This is a genomic window from Stenotrophomonas sp., assembly GCF_036662295.1.
Lineage (GTDB): Bacteria > Pseudomonadota > Gammaproteobacteria > Xanthomonadales > Xanthomonadaceae > Stenotrophomonas.
The window spans coordinates 1-17,884 of sequence record NZ_JAVWXA010000080.1; the positions used below are offsets into that span (position 1 = coordinate 1).

The 17,884-nt window shown below is 69.8% G+C and carries 16 protein-coding genes; 7 read left to right on the forward strand and 9 right to left on the reverse strand.

What is annotated here, in order from left to right:
* Positions 1 to 50: 50 nt before the first annotated feature.
* The 4 genes from hutU to hutI are packed head-to-tail and all read right to left on the reverse strand — an operon-like array spanning position 51 to position 5,330.
* Complete coding sequence (hutU, locus tag RSA25_RS14405; RefSeq protein WP_332809542.1) at positions 51 to 1,718, reverse strand: urocanate hydratase; 1,668 nt, start codon at positions 1,716 to 1,718, stop codon at positions 51 to 53.
* Entirely contained in the window at positions 1,715 to 2,569 is an 855-nt protein-coding gene (hutG, locus tag RSA25_RS14410) for an N-formylglutamate deformylase (protein WP_332809543.1), read from the reverse strand. The genes hutU and hutG overlap by 4 nt, the downstream gene beginning before the upstream one ends.
* Positions 2,566 to 4,107, reverse strand: coding sequence for a histidine ammonia-lyase (gene hutH / locus RSA25_RS14415; protein WP_332809544.1), 1,542 nt, complete (start codon positions 4,105 to 4,107; stop codon positions 2,566 to 2,568). Before hutH ends, hutG begins: the two co-directional genes overlap by 4 nt.
* 23 nt (positions 4,108 to 4,130) lie before the next feature.
* The gene (hutI, locus tag RSA25_RS14420; protein ID WP_332809545.1) at positions 4,131 to 5,330 is read right to left on the reverse strand and encodes an imidazolonepropionase; all 1,200 of its coding nucleotides are present in this window, start codon (positions 5,328 to 5,330) and stop codon (positions 4,131 to 4,133) included.
* Positions 5,331 to 5,393: 63 nt separating this feature from the next.
* Between hutI and RSA25_RS14425 the strand changes: the two genes are divergently transcribed.
* Positions 5,394 to 6,773, forward strand: coding sequence for a formimidoylglutamate deiminase (locus tag RSA25_RS14425; protein ID WP_332809546.1), 1,380 nt, complete (start codon positions 5,394 to 5,396; stop codon positions 6,771 to 6,773).
* Between the two features lie 29 nt (positions 6,774 to 6,802).
* A complete protein-coding gene (gene hutC, locus RSA25_RS14430; protein ID WP_332809547.1) occupies positions 6,803 to 7,531 on the forward strand; it encodes a histidine utilization repressor in 729 nt (242 codons plus the stop codon).
* Between the two features lie 147 nt (positions 7,532 to 7,678).
* On the opposite strand, the gene RSA25_RS14435 is transcribed toward hutC, so the two are convergent.
* From RSA25_RS14435 to RSA25_RS14445, 3 genes are all read right to left on the reverse strand, one after another.
* Positions 7,679 to 8,713 carry a restriction endonuclease gene (locus RSA25_RS14435; protein WP_332809548.1) on the reverse strand — a complete coding sequence of 345 codons (1,035 nt, stop codon included), beginning with the start codon at positions 8,711 to 8,713 and terminating at the stop codon, positions 7,679 to 7,681.
* Between the two features lie 262 nt (positions 8,714 to 8,975).
* Positions 8,976 to 9,476 carry a phasin family protein gene (locus RSA25_RS14440; RefSeq protein ID WP_332809549.1) on the reverse strand — a complete coding sequence of 167 codons (501 nt, stop codon included), beginning with the start codon at positions 9,474 to 9,476 and terminating at the stop codon, positions 8,976 to 8,978.
* 94 nt (positions 9,477 to 9,570) lie between these two features.
* Positions 9,571 to 9,846 (reverse strand): polyhydroxyalkanoic acid system family protein, encoded by a 276-nt coding sequence (locus RSA25_RS14445; RefSeq protein ID WP_332809550.1) that lies wholly within the window; start codon positions 9,844 to 9,846, stop codon positions 9,571 to 9,573.
* 122 nt (positions 9,847 to 9,968) lie between these two features.
* On the opposite strand from RSA25_RS14445, the gene RSA25_RS14450 reads away from it, so the two are divergent.
* The 4 genes from RSA25_RS14450 to aroA all read left to right on the forward strand — a co-directional run bounded on the left by RSA25_RS14450 (position 9,969) and on the right by aroA (position 14,860).
* Complete coding sequence (locus RSA25_RS14450; protein WP_332809557.1) at positions 9,969 to 10,769, forward strand: FHA domain-containing protein; 801 nt, start codon at positions 9,969 to 9,971, stop codon at positions 10,767 to 10,769.
* Between the two features lie 355 nt (positions 10,770 to 11,124).
* A complete protein-coding gene (gene serC / locus RSA25_RS14455) occupies positions 11,125 to 12,210 on the forward strand; it encodes a 3-phosphoserine/phosphohydroxythreonine transaminase (RefSeq protein WP_332809551.1) in 1,086 nt (361 codons plus the stop codon).
* Positions 12,211 to 12,261: 51 nt separating this feature from the next.
* Positions 12,262 to 13,455, forward strand: coding sequence for a prephenate dehydratase (pheA, locus tag RSA25_RS14460; RefSeq protein ID WP_332809552.1), 1,194 nt, complete (start codon positions 12,262 to 12,264; stop codon positions 13,453 to 13,455).
* Positions 13,456 to 13,546: 91 nt separating this feature from the next.
* Positions 13,547 to 14,860, forward strand: coding sequence for a 3-phosphoshikimate 1-carboxyvinyltransferase (gene aroA / locus RSA25_RS14465; RefSeq protein WP_332809553.1), 1,314 nt, complete (start codon positions 13,547 to 13,549; stop codon positions 14,858 to 14,860).
* 117 nt (positions 14,861 to 14,977) lie between these two features.
* Here aroA and RSA25_RS14470 read toward each other — a convergent pair whose 3' ends face one another.
* Together RSA25_RS14470 and RSA25_RS14475 are read right to left on the reverse strand one after the other, a co-directional pair.
* Positions 14,978 to 15,559 carry an energy transducer TonB gene (locus RSA25_RS14470; RefSeq protein ID WP_332809554.1) on the reverse strand — a complete coding sequence of 194 codons (582 nt, stop codon included), beginning with the start codon at positions 15,557 to 15,559 and terminating at the stop codon, positions 14,978 to 14,980.
* Positions 15,560 to 15,715: 156 nt separating this feature from the next.
* Positions 15,716 to 16,348 carry an energy transducer TonB gene (locus RSA25_RS14475; RefSeq protein WP_332809555.1) on the reverse strand — a complete coding sequence of 211 codons (633 nt, stop codon included), beginning with the start codon at positions 16,346 to 16,348 and terminating at the stop codon, positions 15,716 to 15,718.
* Between the two features lie 133 nt (positions 16,349 to 16,481).
* Between RSA25_RS14475 and serS the strand changes: the two genes are divergently transcribed.
* Entirely contained in the window at positions 16,482 to 17,762 is a 1,281-nt protein-coding gene (serS, locus tag RSA25_RS14480; protein ID WP_332809556.1) for a serine--tRNA ligase, read from the forward strand.
* Positions 17,763 to 17,884: the final 122 nt, after the last annotated feature.

Consider the following 17,884-nt stretch of genomic DNA (forward strand, 5'->3'; position numbering starts at 1 on the left):
GAGCCAGCCACCCATGGGGTGGCTCTACCCACAGGACGGGCAGGTGTCGATCAGCCCAAAATCCCCGGCAGATCCAGCCGCTTCTCCTTTGCACATTCCACCGCGATCTCATACCCGGCATCGGCATGCCGCATCACGCCCGTGGCCGGGTCGTTCCACAACACGCGCGCGATGCGCTTCGCCGCCGCCTCGGTGCCATCGCACACGATCACCATGCCGGCGTGCTGCGAGAAGCCCATGCCCACGCCGCCACCGTGGTGCAGTGACACCCAGGTCGCGCCGCTGGCGGTGTTGAGCAGGGCGTTCAGCAGCGGCCAGTCCGACACCGCGTCCGAGCCATCGGCCATCGCTTCGGTCTCGCGGTTGGGCGAGGCCACGCTGCCGCTGTCCAGATGATCGCGGCCGATCACCACCGGTGCCTTCAGCTCGCCGTTGGCCACCATCTCATTGAAGGCCAGGCCCAGACGATCACGGTCGCCCAGGCCCACCCAGCAGATGCGCGCCGGCAGGCCCTGGAACTTGATCTTCTCCGCAGCCATGTCCAGCCAGCGGTGCAGGTGCGGGTTGTCCGGGATCAGTTCCTTGACCTTGGCGTCGGTCTTGGCGATGTCTTCCGGGTCGCCACTGAGGGCGGCCCAGCGGAACGGGCCGATGCCCCGGCAGAACAGCGGGCGGATGTAGGCCGGCACGAAACCGGGGAAGTCGAACGCATCTTCAACGCCTTCTTCCAGCGCCATCTGGCGCAGGTTGTTGCCGTAGTCCACGGTCGGCACGCCCAGTGCGTGGAAGGCCAGCATGGCGCGGATGTGGTTGGCCATCGACGCGCGCGCGGCGGCTTCAACCTCCTTCGGCGCGGATACGCGCCTGGCGTCCCATTCCTCCACGGTCCAGCCCTGCGGCAGGTAACCGTTGACCGGGTCGTGCGCGGAGGTCTGGTCGGTCAGCAGGTCCGGCTTGACCCCGCGCACCAGCAGTTCATCCAGCACGTCGGCCACGTTGCCAAGCAGGCCGACGGACAGCGGCTTCTTGGCCGTGCACGATTCCTCGATCAGGCGCAGCGCCTCGTCCAGGTTGTCGGTCCAGGTGTCCAGGTAGCCGGTGCGCAGGCGCATGTCGATGCTGCTCTTGCGGCATTCCACGGCCAGGCACGAGGCACCGGCCATCACCGCGGCCAGCGGCTGCGCGCCGCCCATGCCGCCCAGCCCACCGGTGAACAGCCACTTGCCGGCCAGGCTGCCGTTGTAGTGCTGGCGGCCCATCTCCACGAAGGTTTCATACGTGCCCTGCACGATGCCCTGCGCGCCGATGTAGATCCAGCTGCCGGCGGTCATCTGGCCGTACATGGCCAGGCCCTTCTTATCCAGCTCGTTGAAGTGGTCCCAGGTGGCCCAGCGCGGCACCAGGTTGGAGTTGGCGATCAGCACGCGCGGCGCATCGGCATGGGTGCGGAACACCCCCACCGGCTTGCCGGACTGCACCAGCAGGGTCTGGTCATCCTCCAGCCGCTTGAGCGTGTCCACGATGGCATCGAAGCTTTCCCAGTCGCGCGCGGCGCGGCCGATGCCGCCGTACACCACCAGTTCCTGCGGGCGCTCGGCCACGTCCGGGTGCAGGTTGTTCATCAGCATGCGCAGAGGCGCCTCGGTCAGCCAGCTCTTGCAGGTAAGCGTGCTGCCGGTGGGCGCGATGAGGGTGCGGGACGGGTCGTTGCGGGTCATGCGGCGCTCCGGTTCGTAGCAAATGCCAGGCAGGCGTTGAGCACCTGCGCCAGGGTGTGGCGCAGCGGTGCGGCGTGATCGGGGTCCAGCGGGGTGGGCCAGCTGTGCTCGTCCACCTGGTCGGGCAGCGGCTCGTGCATGTAGCCGCGGCAGGCCAGCTCCATCTGCAGGCTGTGCACGCCGCCGGGGATGTCGCTGTAATGGCGGGTGATCCAGCCGCCCTTGAAGCGCCCGTTGCGCACGTGCGACAGGCCGCTGATCTTCAGCAGGTTCTCCACCACGTCGCTGAGCGTGTTGTCGCACGAGGTATCGACCGCCCCCGACGGGCCGGCGGTGCCCAGGTTGAACTGCGGCAGCTCGCCCTCGAACAGGTGCGGAATATGCGAGCGGATCGAATGCGCGTCATACACCACCACCGTGGCGTGGCGCTGGCGCAGCCGCGTGATCTGCGCGGCCAGTGCATCGTGGTACGGCGCGAACCAGGTGTCGCGGCGGCGCGCGATCTCGGCCTCGTCCGGTTCCATGCCCGCGTGGTACAGCGGCTGGTTGTCGAAGGTGGTCAGCGGGCACAGGCCGGTGGTGTTCTGGCCCGGGTACAGCGACACGCCGCTGGGGTCGCGGTTGAGGTCGATCACCGAGCGCGAGATCGCCGAGCGCACCGTGGTCGCGCCCATGCCACGCGCGAAATCGTACAGGTCGTGCACCCACCAGTCGGCGTCGCGGCGGGCCAGCCAGGGCGACTGGTAGCGCGCGATCAGGTCCGGCGGCAGCTCGCTGCCGGTATGCGGAAAGCTGACGATCAGCGGTGCGTCGCCCTCATGCACCTGCAGCCAGTCCGGGTGGCCGCTCATGCCAGCGGCTCCACCTGCGGCAGCACGTCGGCCAGGCCCTCGGCCAGTGCGCCGCTGCGCACCAGGGCGGTGGCCGCCAGCATGTCCGGGTGGAAGTAGCGGTCGTCCTGCAGCGTGGGCACCTGCGCGCGCAGGCGGGCCCGCACGCCTTCCAGCGCCGCGCTGGAACGCAGCGGCGCATGGAAATCGCAGCCCTGCGCGGCGGCCAGCAGTTCGATGCCCACCACGTTGGCCGCGTTCTCGGCCATCGCCAGCAGCCGGCGCGCGCCGTGCGCGGCCATCGACACATGGTCCTCCTGGTTGGCCGAGGTGGGGATCGAATCCACGCTGGCCGGGTAGGCGCGCTGCTTGTTCTCCGAGACCAGCGCGGCGGCGGTCACCTGCGGAATCATGAAGCCCGAGTTCAAGCCGGGCTTGGGCGTGAGGAAGGCGGGCAGGCCCGACAGCGCCGGGTCCACCAGCATCGCGGTGCGGCGCTCGCTGATCGAGCCGATCTCGCAGATGGCCATGGCCAGCATGTCCGCGGCGAACGCCACCGGCTCGGCGTGGAAGTTGCCGCCGCTCAGCGCCTCGTTGGTATCGGTGAACACCAGCGGGTTGTCGGACACGCCGTTGGCTTCGATCGCCAGCGTGGTGGCGGCCTGGCGCATCACGTCGAATGCCGCGCCCATCACCTGCGGCTGGCAGCGCAGGCAGTAGGGGTCCTGCACGCGCACGTCGTTGTCGCGGTGCGATTCGCGGATGGCCGAGCCCTGCATGAGCTGGCGCAGGGTGGCGGCGGTGGCGATCTGGCCCCGCTGGCCGCGGATCTGGTGGATGCGCGGGTCGAACGGGGTATCCGAGCCCTTGGCCGCCTCGACCGACAGCGCGCCGGTCACCAGCGCGGCCTGGAACACCGTGGTGATCTCGAACAGGCCGGCCAGGGCGTAGGCGGTGGAGTACTGGGTGCCGTTGAGCAGCGCCAGCCCTTCCTTGGCGCCCAGCACCAGCGGCGCCAGCCCGGCGGCGGCCAGCGCGTCGGTGGCCGGCTGGCGGCGACCGCCGACGAAGGCCTCGCCCACGCCGATCATCACGCTGGCCAGGTGCGAGAGCGGGGCCAGGTCGCCGGAGGCGCCCACCGAGCCCTGGCACGGGATCACCGGCACGATGTCGTGCTGCAGGAAGGCTTCCAGCAGCGCCAGCGTCTGCGGGCGGATGCCCGATGCGCCCTGGGCCAGGCTGGTCAGCTTCAAGGCCATCATCAGCCGCACCACCGGCGCCGGCATCGGCTCGCCCACGCCGGCGGCATGGGACAGCACGATATTGCGCTGCAGGGTTTCCAGGTCGTCACGCTCGATGCGCACGCTGGCCAGCTTGCCGAAGCCGGTGTTGATGCCGTAGACCGGCGCGCCCTTGGCCACGATGTCGGCCACGGTCTGCGCGCTGCGCAGGACCGCATCGGCCGAGGCCGGGTCCAGGCGCACGCGCGCGCCGTCGAAAATCGCGCGCCATTGCGCCAGCGTCACCGCGCCGGGCTGCAGGGTCAGGGTAGTGCTCATGGAATCTCCAGACATCACAAAGGTCAGACGGATGCGCCGCGCATCACGCGCGCGTGCAGGGGGTTGAAGCCCATGCGGTACACCAGGTCGGCAGGCGCCTGGATGTCCCACACGGCCAGGTTGCAGTCCAGGCCCACCGCCAGCCGGCCCACGCGGTCGGCGCGGCCCAGGGCGCGCGCGGCTTCGCGGGTGAAGCCGGCGATGCACTCGTCCACGGTCATGCGGAACAGCGTGGCGGCCATGTTCATCGCCAGCAGCGGACTGGTCAGCGGTGAGGTGCCGGGGTTGCAGTCGGTGGCCAGGGCCAGCGGCACGCCGGCCGCGCGCAGGGCAGCGATCGGGGGCAGGGTGGTATCACGGGTGAAATAGAACGCGCCCGGCAGCAGCACCGCCACGGTGCCGGCCGCGGCCATCGCGGCGATGCCGGCGTCGTCGAGGTGCTCGATATGGTCGGCCGACAGCGCCCCATGGCGTGCCGCCAGCGCCGCGCCGTGCTGGTTGCTGAGCTGTTCGGCGTGGATCTTGATGCCCAGCCCGTGCCGGCGCGCCGCCTCGAACACCTGGCCGGCCTGCGCGGCGCTGAAGCCGATGGTCTCGCAGAACACATCCACCGCCTCGGCCAGGCCCTGCGCGGCCACCGCCGGGATCATCACCTCGCACACCTCGTCGATGTAGTCCTGGGCCTGGCGACCGGGCGGAACGGCGTGCGCGCCGAGGAAGGTGGGCACGATCTCCACCGCGCGCAGGCGGCCCAGCTCGCGGGCCACGCGCAGCTGCTTGGTTTCATCTTCCAGGCTCAGGCCGTAGCCGGATTTGATCTCCAGCGTGGTGACACCTTCGGCGAGCATCGCCTCCAGCCGCGGCAGGCTGGCGGCGATCAGTTCGGCCTCGCTGGCTGCGCGCGTGGCACGCACCGTGGACACGATGCCGCCGCCGGCACGGGCGATGTCGGCATAGCTCACGCCCTGCAGGCGCTGCTCGAATTCGCCGGCGCGGTTGCCCGCGTAGACCAGGTGGGTATGGCAATCGACCAGCCCGGGGCTGATCCAGCGGCCCGCGCAGTCGATGCGCTCGGCCGGCTGCAGGTGCGCCGCCGAACCGGCCGCGCCCACGTGCACGATGCGGCCATCGCGCGCGGCGATCACCCCGTTTTCGATCAGGCCCAGGCCGGGGCCGTCGACGGTGATCAGGTGGGCGTGGGTCCAGAGGGTGTCACAGTGCATGGCAGCCACCACGGCGGTCTATATGTCTATACAATATAGGCGCCACTTCCGGGATGTCCAGTGATGCCAGCCAACCCCGCCGCCCCGCTTGTTTTCCACGCCGCCCATGCGCTGTTGCCGCAGGGCTGGGCGACCGATGTGCGCCTGGTCTGCGAGGGCGGCACCCTCACGGCGGTGACCGCCGGCGCAGCCGCCCAGCCCGGTGATACCGCCCTGGCCATCGCGTTGCCGGGCCTGGGCAACCTGCACAGCCACGCCTTCCAGCGCGGCATGGCCGGCCTCACCGAGATCGGTGGCAGCAGCGGGGACAGCTTCTGGAGCTGGCGCGAGCTGATGTACCGCTTCCTGGCCCACCTGCAGCCGGAGGCGGTGCAGGCCATCGCCGAGCAGGCTTACGTGGAAATGCTCGAATCCGGGTTCACGCGCGTGGGCGAGTTCCATTACCTGCACCATGCCGCCGATGGCAGCCCGTATGCCGACCGCGCCGAGATGGCCGCGCGCCTGGCCGCCGCCGCGCAGGGCAGCGGCATCGGCCTCACCTTGCTGCCGGTGTTCTATGCCCATGCCGATTTCGGCGGGGCCGCCCCCAACCCCGCGCAGCGCCGGTTGATCCACGACGTGGACGGCTTTGCCGCCTTGCTCGAAGGCTGCACCCGCGCGCTGCAGGGGCTGGACGATGCGGTGCTGGGCATCGCCCCGCACAGCCTGCGCGCGGTCACCGGCCAGGAGTTGGCCGCGCTGCTGCCACTCACCACCGGCCCGGTGCACATCCACATTGCCGAGCAGACCCGCGAAGTGGACGCCTGCGTGGCCTGGAGCGGGCTGCGCCCGGTGCAGTGGCTGTACGAGCACGCCGCCGTGGACGCGCGCTGGTGCCTGGTGCATGCCACCCACGTCAACGCCGATGAAGTGCAGCGCATGATCGCCAGCCGCGCGGTGGTGGGCTTGTGCCCGATCACCGAGGCCAACCTGGGCGACGGGCTGTTCCCGATGCAGGCGTTCGCGCGGGGCGGCGGCCGGTTCGGGGTGGGCTCGGATTCCAACGTGCTGATCGATGCGGCCGAAGAGCTGCGGCTGCTCGAGTATGGCCAGCGCCTGCATGTGCGCGGGCGCAACGTCCTGGCGCCGGGCACGGGCCGGTCCAGCGGCCGCTGGCTGTTCGAGCAGGCGCTGCAGGGCGCAGGCCAGGCGCTCGGGGTAGCCAGCGGGCTGCAGGTCGGCGCGCCGGCCGACGTGGTCGAGCTGGACCCGGCCCATCCGGCGCTGATCGCCCGCGACGGCGACGCCTTGCTTGACAGTTGGGTGTTCGCCGCACGTAATGGCGCGGTGCGTTCGGTGTGGCGCCAGGGTCGCCAGCTTGTCCAGCAAGGCCGCCACGTGCAGCGTGAGGCCGTGGCCGCCCGATTTGCCCGCGCGTTGCGCACGTTGTTGTCGGCCGGCTGAGTGCCGGTCGCACCCATCAGGACTCCCGAGTGACGGGCAAGAAAGCAGAAACCCTCAACCAGCGCATCCGCGCCGACCTGGAAAGCCGCATCCTCAGTGGGGCGTGGGAGCCGGGTTTCCGGATTCCCTACGAGCACGAGTTGATGGAGCAGTACGGCTGCTCGCGCATGACCGTGAACAAGGTGCTGACCGCCCTGGCCGAGAGCGGCATGATCGAGCGCCGCCGTCGCGCCGGCTCCTTCGTGGCGCGGCAACCGCCGCACCTGGAACAGGTGGCGCTGGAAATCCCCGATATCGCCATGGCCGTGGGCGCCCGCGGGCACACCTATGGCTACCAGCTGCTGGAGCGCGCCTACCGCGCACCGCGGGCGCAGGCCGATGAAGAAATGGCCTTGTCCGGCGGCGAGAAGCTGCTGGCGATCCGCTGCCTGCATCGTGCCGACGGCCGCCCGTTTGCGCTGGAGCATCGCCTGATCAGCCCGGTCGGCGTGCCGGAAGTGCTGGCGGTGGATTTCGAGACCACCGCGCCGGGCAGCTGGCTGCTGCAGAACGTGTCCTGGACGCGTGCCCAGCATCGCATCAGTGCGTGGGGAGCCGATGACGCCGCCGCCGCCCTGCTGGAGGTCAAGCCGGGCACCGCCTGCCTGGTCATCGACCGCCTCACCTGGCGCGGCGAACAGCCCATCACCTGCGTGCGCCAGATGTTCCTCGGCGACGCCTGGGACCTGGTAGCCCGCTTCGCCCCCGGCGCCCGGTAGTGCCGGCCGCTGGCCGGCAACCCTGAAACCCTGGCCCTACGCGCCGCCCCGGTAGTGCCGGCCGCTGGCCGGCAACCAGTAAACCCCGGCCCTACGCGCCGCCCCGGTAGTGCCGGCCGCTGGCCGGCAACCCTGAAACCCCCAGCATCACAACGTGGCGCACTGGCGCCAACGCACCGCCTCGTCCACGCCCGGGCGCGGGTTGAGCTGGATGCGCACCGTGCGCAGCGACGGGTAGCGCTTCACTTCGGTACAGAGCCGCGGCCAGATCACGTCGATCTCCTCGGTGCGGTTCACCGCCAACGTCTGCCGGGTCAGCCAGAACGCGCTCACCACGCCGGGCTGGGTGGCCAGGGTGCGGGTGAGTTCCTTCTGGTAACGCGCCAGGGTGGCCGGGTCCGGGTCGGGCTCGTCGCCCAGAATGCTCGGGGTGGCAGCGGCGGGCGCGGGCCTGGCCGGGGCCGGGTCTGCTGCGGCAGCCGGCGAGGGCGATACAGTCGGCGCGTCCGCAGCAGGCGTGGCCGGGGCTACGGCGGCCGGTTGTGCCGGCGCGCTGGCCGGCGGTGCCGCGACCAGTGACTGCTCCAACCGCGAGGTCAGATAGCCCATGCCCACCAGCAGGCCCAACGTCAGCGAACCCAGCGCGGCGATGGAAATGCGCCGGATCGCCTCGCGCCGCGCCGCCGTCTTGACCTGCGCTTCCATGTCCCCGGGCAGGTAGGGCTGCAGCAGCGGCCACAGCAGGTGGCCATCGAGGACTTCCACGCCTTGCTTCTCGGCGGCCGCGCGGCCATCGCGCTCCACCCGGCCTTCGGTGATCAGGATGCCGCCGCGGGCACCGGCCAGGCGCGCGGCCGCGCCCAGTTCGTTCACCGCCGCGGTGCCAATGCGGTAGGCACGGCCATGCTTGCACGACAGCAACCAGCGGTGCTGGTCATCGTGCATCAGGAAATCGCTGCGCGGCTCACGGCTGTCGTCGGTCTCGCCGGGCACATCCTGCAGGCCGCGCTGCTCGCGCATGGCCCGCCGCACGATCTCGGAGAAATCGCGCCAGTGCATGCCCGCCAGGGCATTCAGACCCAGCCGGGTCTCCTTGCGGCGCCGCTTCACCAGCCAGAACCAGGCAGCGCAGAGCGTCCAGACGATGAGGGCCAGCAGTAGAGCAAGAATCCAGGAGAACATGAGGCGCTAGGGTTGAACGCGGGGATGCGATTGACAGTTTATATGCGCTCGCCGGGCTCTGCGGTGCTTCATTGCAGGCGCTTGACAGGCACCGCGAGAGCAGCCGGTGACCGATGTCTCACTTTGCTGGCAGCCGGGCACAAAAAACCCGCCAATCCGTAGCCGTGAGGGGAGGGAACAAACGGCGCAGAAGCGATTGGCGGGTCGCGTTCGATTGTCAACAAATGTGTGCTGCTTTGCAACAATCCGGGACTGGCGGGGCTCAGGCGCCGCCCGGCCCCTGGTGGCTGCCCGGTGCCGGGTCCGCATTGGGCGAGGCATTACGGGCCTCGGCGCGGTTGACCCGGGCGTTGAGGGCGTCGATCCGGGCGTTGAGCGCGGCCACGTCTTCGGCCGTGGGGATGTGCAGGCGCTTGAGCACGCCCTGGACGCGGTCGTCGAAGGCCTTCTCCACCTTGTCCCAGGTGCCGGCGGCCTTCTCGCGGGCCTCGCCCAGGTGGTCTTCCACGTTGTCGCGCCAGCGCGGGGTGTCGCCGGCCTGCTCGCGATTGCGGGCCTCGATGGTCTCGCCCTCGCGTACCAGCGTGTCGAACATGCGGCTGCCCTCGGCCTGGGCGCGCCCGAAGGCCCCCAGCCCGGCCAGCCACACCTGCTGGGCCGACCCGCTCAGCCGGCGCGAGAAGCGTTCGGCCTGTTCCTGCAGCGAGGGCTTGTCGCCCGGGCGGTACGTGTCGCGGTCGTCGAAGTCGTCGTGTGCGGTCATCGGGGGGATCCTGTGTGTGGACGCACCCCCGATGCTAATCAGCGCCGGCGTTGGGCGATGTGATGGCGCGCGCCGGCGGCCGTCGTGGCGGGTGTCAGACCAGCTTTTCCTGCAGCACGCGCTGGATCTCGCTTTCCACCATGCCCTTCATCGCCGAGAGCAGGAAGCCCAGCTTGGCAGTGACCCGCACCGCGCCCGGCTGCAGTTCGATCGCACCGTCCACGCCGGAGCCGCTGAAGTTCAGCACCTCGCCCACCCAGTTGCTCTGCAGCCCGAAGCGCTCGGACAGCTTGGCCGCCACTTCTTCGATCGCCTGGCGCGCGCGGTCGGCGGGCAGGGCATGGGCGTGGCGGATATCGATATTGGACATGGAAGGCTCCTGGCGGGCCGCAGCGTGGAAAGGGCGTGCATTGTGCGCATGCTGGCGGCCAACTCCAAGGTCTGCGTCACACTTCTTCTTCGATGACATCCAACCTGCTAGGCTTTGCCCGCGTGCAGAACCTGCTAGTTCACTTCACCCATCGCCAACACCCCGACCAGCCCCTGCGGCCCGGGGTGCAACGGGTCGTGCGGCACGCTTCAGGCAGCGTCCGGCTCAGCAGCGATGCGGTCGGCAACCTGCTGCTGGCCCAGTTCTGCCTGGACGACCGCGGCCTGTGGCTGCAGGTGGCCAACGGCATCCGCGGCATCCACGTCAACGGGCGCCCGGTGCGGCGCATGGCGATGCTGCGCGCCGGCGATGCCGTCTACGCCGACGGCGTGGAAATGGTCATCCAGGGCGAGTGCGAAGTCCTCAGCCACGCCCCCGTGCGCAGCGATGCCGGCAGCGAGGAACAGCGCCTGTTGCGCGGCCTGGGTGGCCAGCACCACGGCCGCAGCTTCACCCTGGACCGGCCGCGCCTGATCGGCAGCAGTGCCGAGGCCGACATCGTCATCGACGACCCGGCCTTCGCCGAGCAGCACGCGCGGCTGGAGCTGCACGGCGAGCGCGTGCTGCTGCGTGACCTCGGCGCCGGCGAATCCACCCGCGTCAACGGCGTGGCCGTGCGCCACTGCTGGCTGCAGCCGGGCGACCAGCTGGTGTTCGACACCCAGCACCGCTTCGTGCTGGAAGTCCCGCACGATGGCCGCAAGCGCATTTTCAGCGAAGACGAAGACGACCTGCTGGACCTGCCCACGCAGGCCACCGCCCCCACCAAGCCCCGCCGCGTGAGCCGCTGGCCGTGGCTGCTGGCCAGCGCGCTGCTGCTGGCGGCGATCATCAGCGGCCTGCTGTGGTTCGGGGCACGGTAAACGCCCCGGTAGTGCCGGCCGCTGGCCGGCTCCACGCACACCCGGATGGGTTCATGAGGTTGCCGGCCGCTGGCCGGCTCCACGCACATCCGGATGGGTTCATGAGGGTGCCGGCCGCTGGCCGGCTCCACGCACATCCGGATGGGTTCATGAGGTTGCCGGCCAGCGGCCGGCAGTACGCGCATCGCCCTGCCGCACTACCGGCACGTGGTGACACGGAGGGTTACCACCGCAGGTCTTGACGCCTTCGACGCCCACCCCGATAGATTCGTTTGCAACCAAATTCGCCAGCGCCCGCAAGGCCTAAAGCCTGGTGCGCTGCGGCATACTAGGGGTCTTGCCCCATAGGTGTGACATGACGCGCGCGTTCAATTTCAGTGCCGGCCCTGCAACCCTGCCGGAATCGGTCCTGCGCCAGGCGCAGGAAGAGATGTTGGAATGGAACGGCGCCGGTGCCTCCATTGTCGAGATGAGCCACCGCGGCCCGGAGTTCATGGCCGTCGCCGCCCAGGCCGATGCCGACCTGCGCCGCCTGATCGGGATTCCCGACGACTACGCCGTGCTGTTCCTGGCCGGCGGCGCCACCACCCAGCAGGCGCTGCTCGCGCTCAATTTCGCCCAGCCCGGGCAGACCGTGGACTACGTGCTCACCGGTCACTGGGGCAAGACCGCCATCAAGCAGGTCAAGCCCTACGTCAACGTCAACATCGCCGCCACCAGCGAAGCGAACGGCTTCCACGACATCCCCGCGCGCGATACCTGGCAGCTGTCCGATGACGCCGCCTACGTCCACATCACCGCCAACGAGACCATCCACGGCGTCGAGTTCCGTGACACCCCGCATGTGGGCAATACGCCGCTGTTCGCCGATTTCAGCTCCTCCATCGCCAGCGAACCGCTGGAAGTGGGCAAGTACGGGCTGATCTACGCCGGCGCACAGAAGAACCTCGGCCCGGTCGGGGTCTCGGTGGTGATCGTGCGGCGCGAGCTGCTCGAGCGCAGCGGCCAGCCGCGCGCGGACATCTTCGATTACCGCTCGCATGTCGCCCGCGACTCCATGCTCAACACCCCGCCCACCTGGAACTGGTACCTGGCCGGGCTGGTGTTCAAGTGGATGCTGGCCGAGGGCGGCGTGGCCGAGTTCGCCCGGCGCAACGCCGCCAAGGCGGCCCTGGTGTACGGCGCCATCGACGGCTCCGGCGGCTTCTACCGCAACCAGGTGGTGCCGGCGGCGCGCTCGCGCATGAACATTCCCTTCTTCCTGCCCGATGACACCCTCAACGCGCGGTTTGTCAGCGAATCCAAGGCCGCCGGCCTGCTCGCGCTGAAGGGCCACGCGGCGGTGGGTGGCATCCGCGCCTCGCTCTACAACGCCCTGCCGGTGGAGGGCGCCCAGGCGCTGGCCGCCTTCATGGCCGACTTCCAGCAGCGCCACGGCTGAGTCATTCGTTTCAACCGGGGCGTCGCCCGCCCCACCGCACCAGGAATCCCGATGGCCAGACAACCCGCCAAGCCCAAGCCCAAGGCCAGCGCCGCCAAGCCCGCGCCGACCCAGACCAAGGCCGCCGCCAAGGCCAGGCCCGCCAAGCCCGATCCCGCCGTGCCGGCACCGGTGCTGTCGGATGTGCGCGCCAAGATCGACCACATCGACCGCAGCATCCAGGCGTTGATCGCCGAGCGCGCCAACTTCGCCCACCAGGTCGGCAAGGCCAAGGGCAAGCTCGCCGCCGCCGTGGATTACTATCGCCCCGAGCGCGAGGCCCAGGTGCTGCGCATGGTGGTGGACCGCAACGAAGGTCCGCTCAGCGACGAAGTGCTGGTGCATGTCTACCGCGAGATCATGTCTGCCTGCCTGGCCCAGCAGGAGCCGCTCAAGATCGGCTACCTCGGCCCGGAAGGCACCTTCAGCCAGCAGGCCGTGCTCAAGCACTTCGGTCGCTCGGCGCTGGGCCTGCCGCTGGCCAGCATCGAGGAGGTGTTCCAGGAAGTGGAAGCGGGCAACGCCGATTTCGGCGTGGTGCCGGTGGAAAATTCCGGGCAGGGCACCATCCAGATCACCCTGGACATGTTCCTCACCTCCAACCTCAAGATCTGCGGCGAAGTGGAACTGCGCGTGCAGCAGTACCTGATGTCGCGCAGTGGCCGGCTGGAGGATGTCGAACGCGTCTACGGCCACCCGCAGTCGTTCATGCAGACCTCGTCCTGGCTGCGCGCCAACCTGCCCAAGGCCGAGAAGATCCCGGTCTCCAGCAATGCCGAAGGCGCCCGCCGCGCGCGCAATGCCGACGACGCCGCGGCCATCGGCGGGGAGAGTGCAGGGCACGTGTACGGCCTGAAGAAGGTGGTGACCAAGCCCATCCAGAACGATGCCGACAACACCACCCGCTTCCTGGTCATCGGCCGCAACATCTTCCCCACCTCCGGCCACGATCGCACCTCGGTGCTGGTGTTCATCCACGACAAGCCCGGCGCGCTGTTCGACGTGCTCAGCCCGTTCGCGCGCCACGGCATCAGCATGAACCGCATCGAGTCGCGGCCCTCGCACAACGCCAAGTGGGAGTACGGCTTCTTCATCGACCTGGCCGGCCATGTCGAGGACGAGGCCATGCAGGCCGCCCTGGCCGAGCTCAAGGCGCACTCGGCGCAGATCAAGATCCTCGGCTCCTATCCGGTCGCCGTGCCCTGATCGCCGTCGGCGCCGCTGCCGCCTGGCGCTGCGCCGTCTCCCCCGCATCCCGCTGCACCGCCGCCCGCGCGGCCGCCCCACAGGAATTCCCATGACCGCAACGCCGTACTGGATCGCCCACAAGGGCCAGCCCCTGCAGGGCAGCCTGACCATTCCCGGTGACAAATCCGTCTCGCACCGTTCGGTGATGTTCGCCGCGCTCGCCGATGGCGTGTCCCACATCGAGGGCTTCCTGGAAGGCGAGGACACCCGCGCCACCGCCGCCATCTTCAGCCAGCTCGGCGTGCGCATCGACACCCCCTCGCCATCGCAGCGCGTGGTCCATGGCGTGGGCGTGGGTGGCCTGCAGGCCCCGGCCGCCCCGCTGGACTGCGGCAACGCGGGCACCGGCATGCGCCTGCTCGCCGGCCTGCTGGCCGCCCAGCCCTTCGACAGCGTGATGGTGGGCGATGCATCGCTCTCGCGCCGGCCGATGCGCCGGGTGACCGGGCCGCTGGCGCAGATGGGCGCCCGCATCGACACCGAGGCCGACGGCACCCCGCCGTTGCGCGTGCACGGCGGCCAGTCGATCAAGGGCATCACCTTCGCCTCGCCGGTGGCCAGCGCCCAGGTCAAATCCGCCGTGCTGCTGGCCGGCCTGTATGCCGAAGGCGAGACCGTGGTCAGCGAGCCGCACCCCACCCGCGACTACAGCGAGCGCATGCTGCGCGCCTTCGGCGTGGACATCGAATTCTCGCCCGGCCATGCCCGCCTGCGTGGCGGCCAGCGCCTGCGCGCCACCGACATCGTGGTGCCGGCCGACTTCTCCTCGGCCGCGTTCTTCCTGGTGGCGGCCAGTGTCATTCCCGGCTCGGCGCTGCGCCTGCGCGCGGTGGGCCTCAACCCGCGCCGTACCGGCCTGCTGGCGGCCCTGCGGCTGATGGGCGCGGACATCACCGAAGAAAACCCGGCCGAGCAGGGCGGTGAAGCCGTCGCCGACCTGGTGGTGCGCTACGCGCCGCTGCACGGCGCGGCGATTCCCGAGGCGCTGGTGCCGGACATGATCGATGAGTTCCCCGCGCTGTTCGTCGCCGCGGCGGCCGCCCAGGGCAACACCGTCGTCACCGGTGCGGCCGAACTGCGCGTCAAGGAATCCGATCGCCTCGCGGCAATGGCCACCGGCCTGCGCACCCTCGGCGTGCAGGTGGATGAAACCGAGGATGGCGCCACCATCCACGGCGGCGCGGTGCTTGGCAGCGGCATCATCGAAAGCCACGGCGACCACCGCATCGCCATGGCCTTCGCCATTGCCGGCCAGCTCAGCAGTGGCCAGGTGCAGGTGAACGACATCGCCAACGTGGCCACCTCGTTCCCCGATTTTGACGGCCTGGCCACCGGCGCCGGCTTTGGTTTGCGCCAGGGTTGATCGGCGCGCGGGCGGCCAATCGGAGCCGACCAACGTCAGGCAGCCATCGGATGCGCTGCCATCGCCCAAAAAAACGGAGGCCATCGGCCTCCGTTTTTCATTGCATCAACCAGTGACTCAACGCTCGGTGCGGAAATCCACCGGCACGCGCACCACGCTGGCCACGGCACGACCATTGTTCATGGCCGGCTCGAACTGCCAGCCGCGCACGGTGTTGAGCACCGAGCGGTCCAGGTCGCGGTCACGCGAACCGGTGCGCTGCACGATGGTGGCATCGGTCACGTGGCCACGCGGGTCCACGTTCAAGCTGGCCACCACGCTGCCCTGCACGCCATTACGCAGCGCCGAGGCCGGATACGCTGGCTTGGTGTTGCTGGCCAGCGGGCGCGCCTCGCGGTTGCGGGCCACCGGCGCGGCCTTGCGCGGGGTGGTCGCCGCCGGCGCGGCCTGTCGCGTGGCCGGGGTGGGCGTGGTGGTGGCCACCGGCGTTTCGGTCGCCGGCAGCATGCGCTCGCCGACCGGTGCGGTGGTGGTGTCGTTGGGGTTGGCATAACGCAACCAGACCAGCGCGGCGGCGAACATCGCCACGATCAGCGCCATCCACAACCACGGCGAGGTGCCACGGCGGGCGGGTTCATCGGTCACGTCGCGCTGGTGCTGCGGCGAGGTGTGCATGTCCTGGGCATGGGAAACACTCATGGCTGACTCCTGGTGTCGAGGTGACACCCGCAGTCTTGCCCGGCCACGGTTGCCGGTGTGTCAGCGCAACGTCAACGCGGTGATTGCATGGCCGGCGAGGTTCAGCTTGATGAGATCCAGCCCAACACGCGCGGTGAACACCGCGCGAAGCGCGCGTTACTGCGGCTTGAAGTCGAACGGCACTTCAATCGTGCCCGGCACCGGCTGGCCATTGCTCTGCGCCGGTTGGAAGCGCCAGCGACGCACCGCATCGGTGGCGGCGCGATCAAGATCGCGTGAACCGCTGCGCTGGATCACCGTCACGTTGTTGGGGTAGCCGGTGGCATCCACCTCCACCCGCACCACCACGCTGCCGGCATCGCCACGGCGCAGGGCCGCGCGCGGGTAGCTCGGCGGCGGCGACTGGTCGGCAATCGGCTGCGGGCGATCGGTGGGCGCGTTGGCCACCGGTGCAGCCTCGCTCGGGGCGGCCGGGGCGGCGGCCGGCGGCGCAGGCGGCGCGGTTTCCACCAGCTGCGGCTTGTCTTCCCCGGCGGGCAGGGCCCTGGCATCGGGCATGTCGCTGGAGCCGGCGGCGGCGGGCAGGGGCTCGGGCAGCGGCTCGATCTCGGCCACCTGCTGCGGCGTCTGCGCCGGGCCGGCCTTGTAGAAGTCGTCGTTGCGGGTGTTCAACCACACCACCAGGAACAGCGCCACGCCCACCCCGAAGGCGATGCCGGCGATGAGCAGGCTGCGGCGAGGCAGCTGGAAGGTGATGTTCTTGCGAGACGAAGCGCGGGAAGCGGACATGAGCCATACCGTTATGAACCCCCCGATTCTGCCACGCTGGCCATGACTGAGGGGTACATGGGCACCGCCGGGCGGCAGAAATCCGCATAACAGGCGATAATCCCCCTCCAGTCCCAACCCCACGCCACCTGCCATGCTTGATCCAGCCCTGCTTCGCCAACACCCTGCCGACCTTGCCGAACGCCTGCGCAGCGCGCGCGGTTTCGAGCTGGATGTCTCCGGGCTGGAGTCGCTGGAGGCAGACCGCAAGCGCATCCAGGTGCGCACCCAGGAACTGCAGAGCCTGCGCAACAGCCGCTCCAAGGCCATCGGCCAGGCCAAGGCCAAGGGCGAAGACGTCTCGGCGATCATGGCCGAGGTGGCCGCCTTCGCCGACGAGCTCAAGGCCTCCGAGGTCACCCTGGACGAGCTGCGCGACAAGATCGAAGCCATCGCCCTGGGCATCCCCAACCTGCCGGCCGACGACGTGCCGGCCGGCGCGGATGAAACCGAAAACGTGGAACAGAAGCGCTGGGGCACCCCGCGCAGCTTCGATTTCCCGGTGCTGGACCACGTCGAGCTGGGCGCGCGCAACCGCTGGCTGGATGGCGAAACCGCGGCCAAGCTGTCCGGCTCGCGGTTCACCGTGCTGCGCGGCCCGATCGCCCGCCTGCACCGCGCCCTGGCCCAGTTCATGCTCGACCTGCACACCGGCGAGCACGGCTATGAAGAAACCAACGTGCCGGCGCTGGTCAATGCGGACTCGCTGCGCGGCACCAGCCAGCTGCCCAAGTTCGAGGACGACCTGTTCAAGACCGCCGTGGGCGAGTCCACGCGCTACCTGATCCCGACCTCGGAAGTGCCGCTCACCAACATCGTGCGCGATGACATCATCGATGCCGACCAGTTGCCGCTGCGCATGACCGCCCATTCGCTGTGCTTCCGCGCCGAAGCCGGCAGTGGTGGCCGCGACGTGCGCGGCATGATCCGCCAGCACCAGTTCGAGAAGGTGGAGCTGGTGGCCGCCTGCACCCCGGCGCAGAGCGATGACGAGCACCAGCGCATGACCCGCTGCGCCGAAGTGGTGCTGGAAAAGCTGGGCCTGCCGTACCGCAAGGTGCTGCTGTGCACCGGCGACATGGGCTTCTCGGCGGTGAAGACCTTTGACCTGGAAGTGTGGCTGCCCTCGCAGGACACCTACCGCGAGATCTCCTCGTGCTCCAACTGCGGTGATTTCCAGGCCCGCCGCATGCAGGCCCGCTGGCGCAACCCGGAAACCGGCAAGCCCGAGCTGCTGCACACCCTCAACGGCTCTGGCGTGGCCGTGGGCCGGGCGATGATCGCGGTGATGGAGAACTACCAGAACGCCGACGGCAGCATCACCGTGCCGGACGCGCTCAAGCCCTACATGGGCGGCCTGGCCACCATCGCCTGATCCACCAAAAACCCGCCGCAAGGCGGGTTTTTTGCACCAGCAGGTAGAGCCACCCCATGGGTGGCTGCGCGTGATGCCCGAACGGTAAGGCAGCCACCCATGGGGTGGCTCTACCCCCCGGG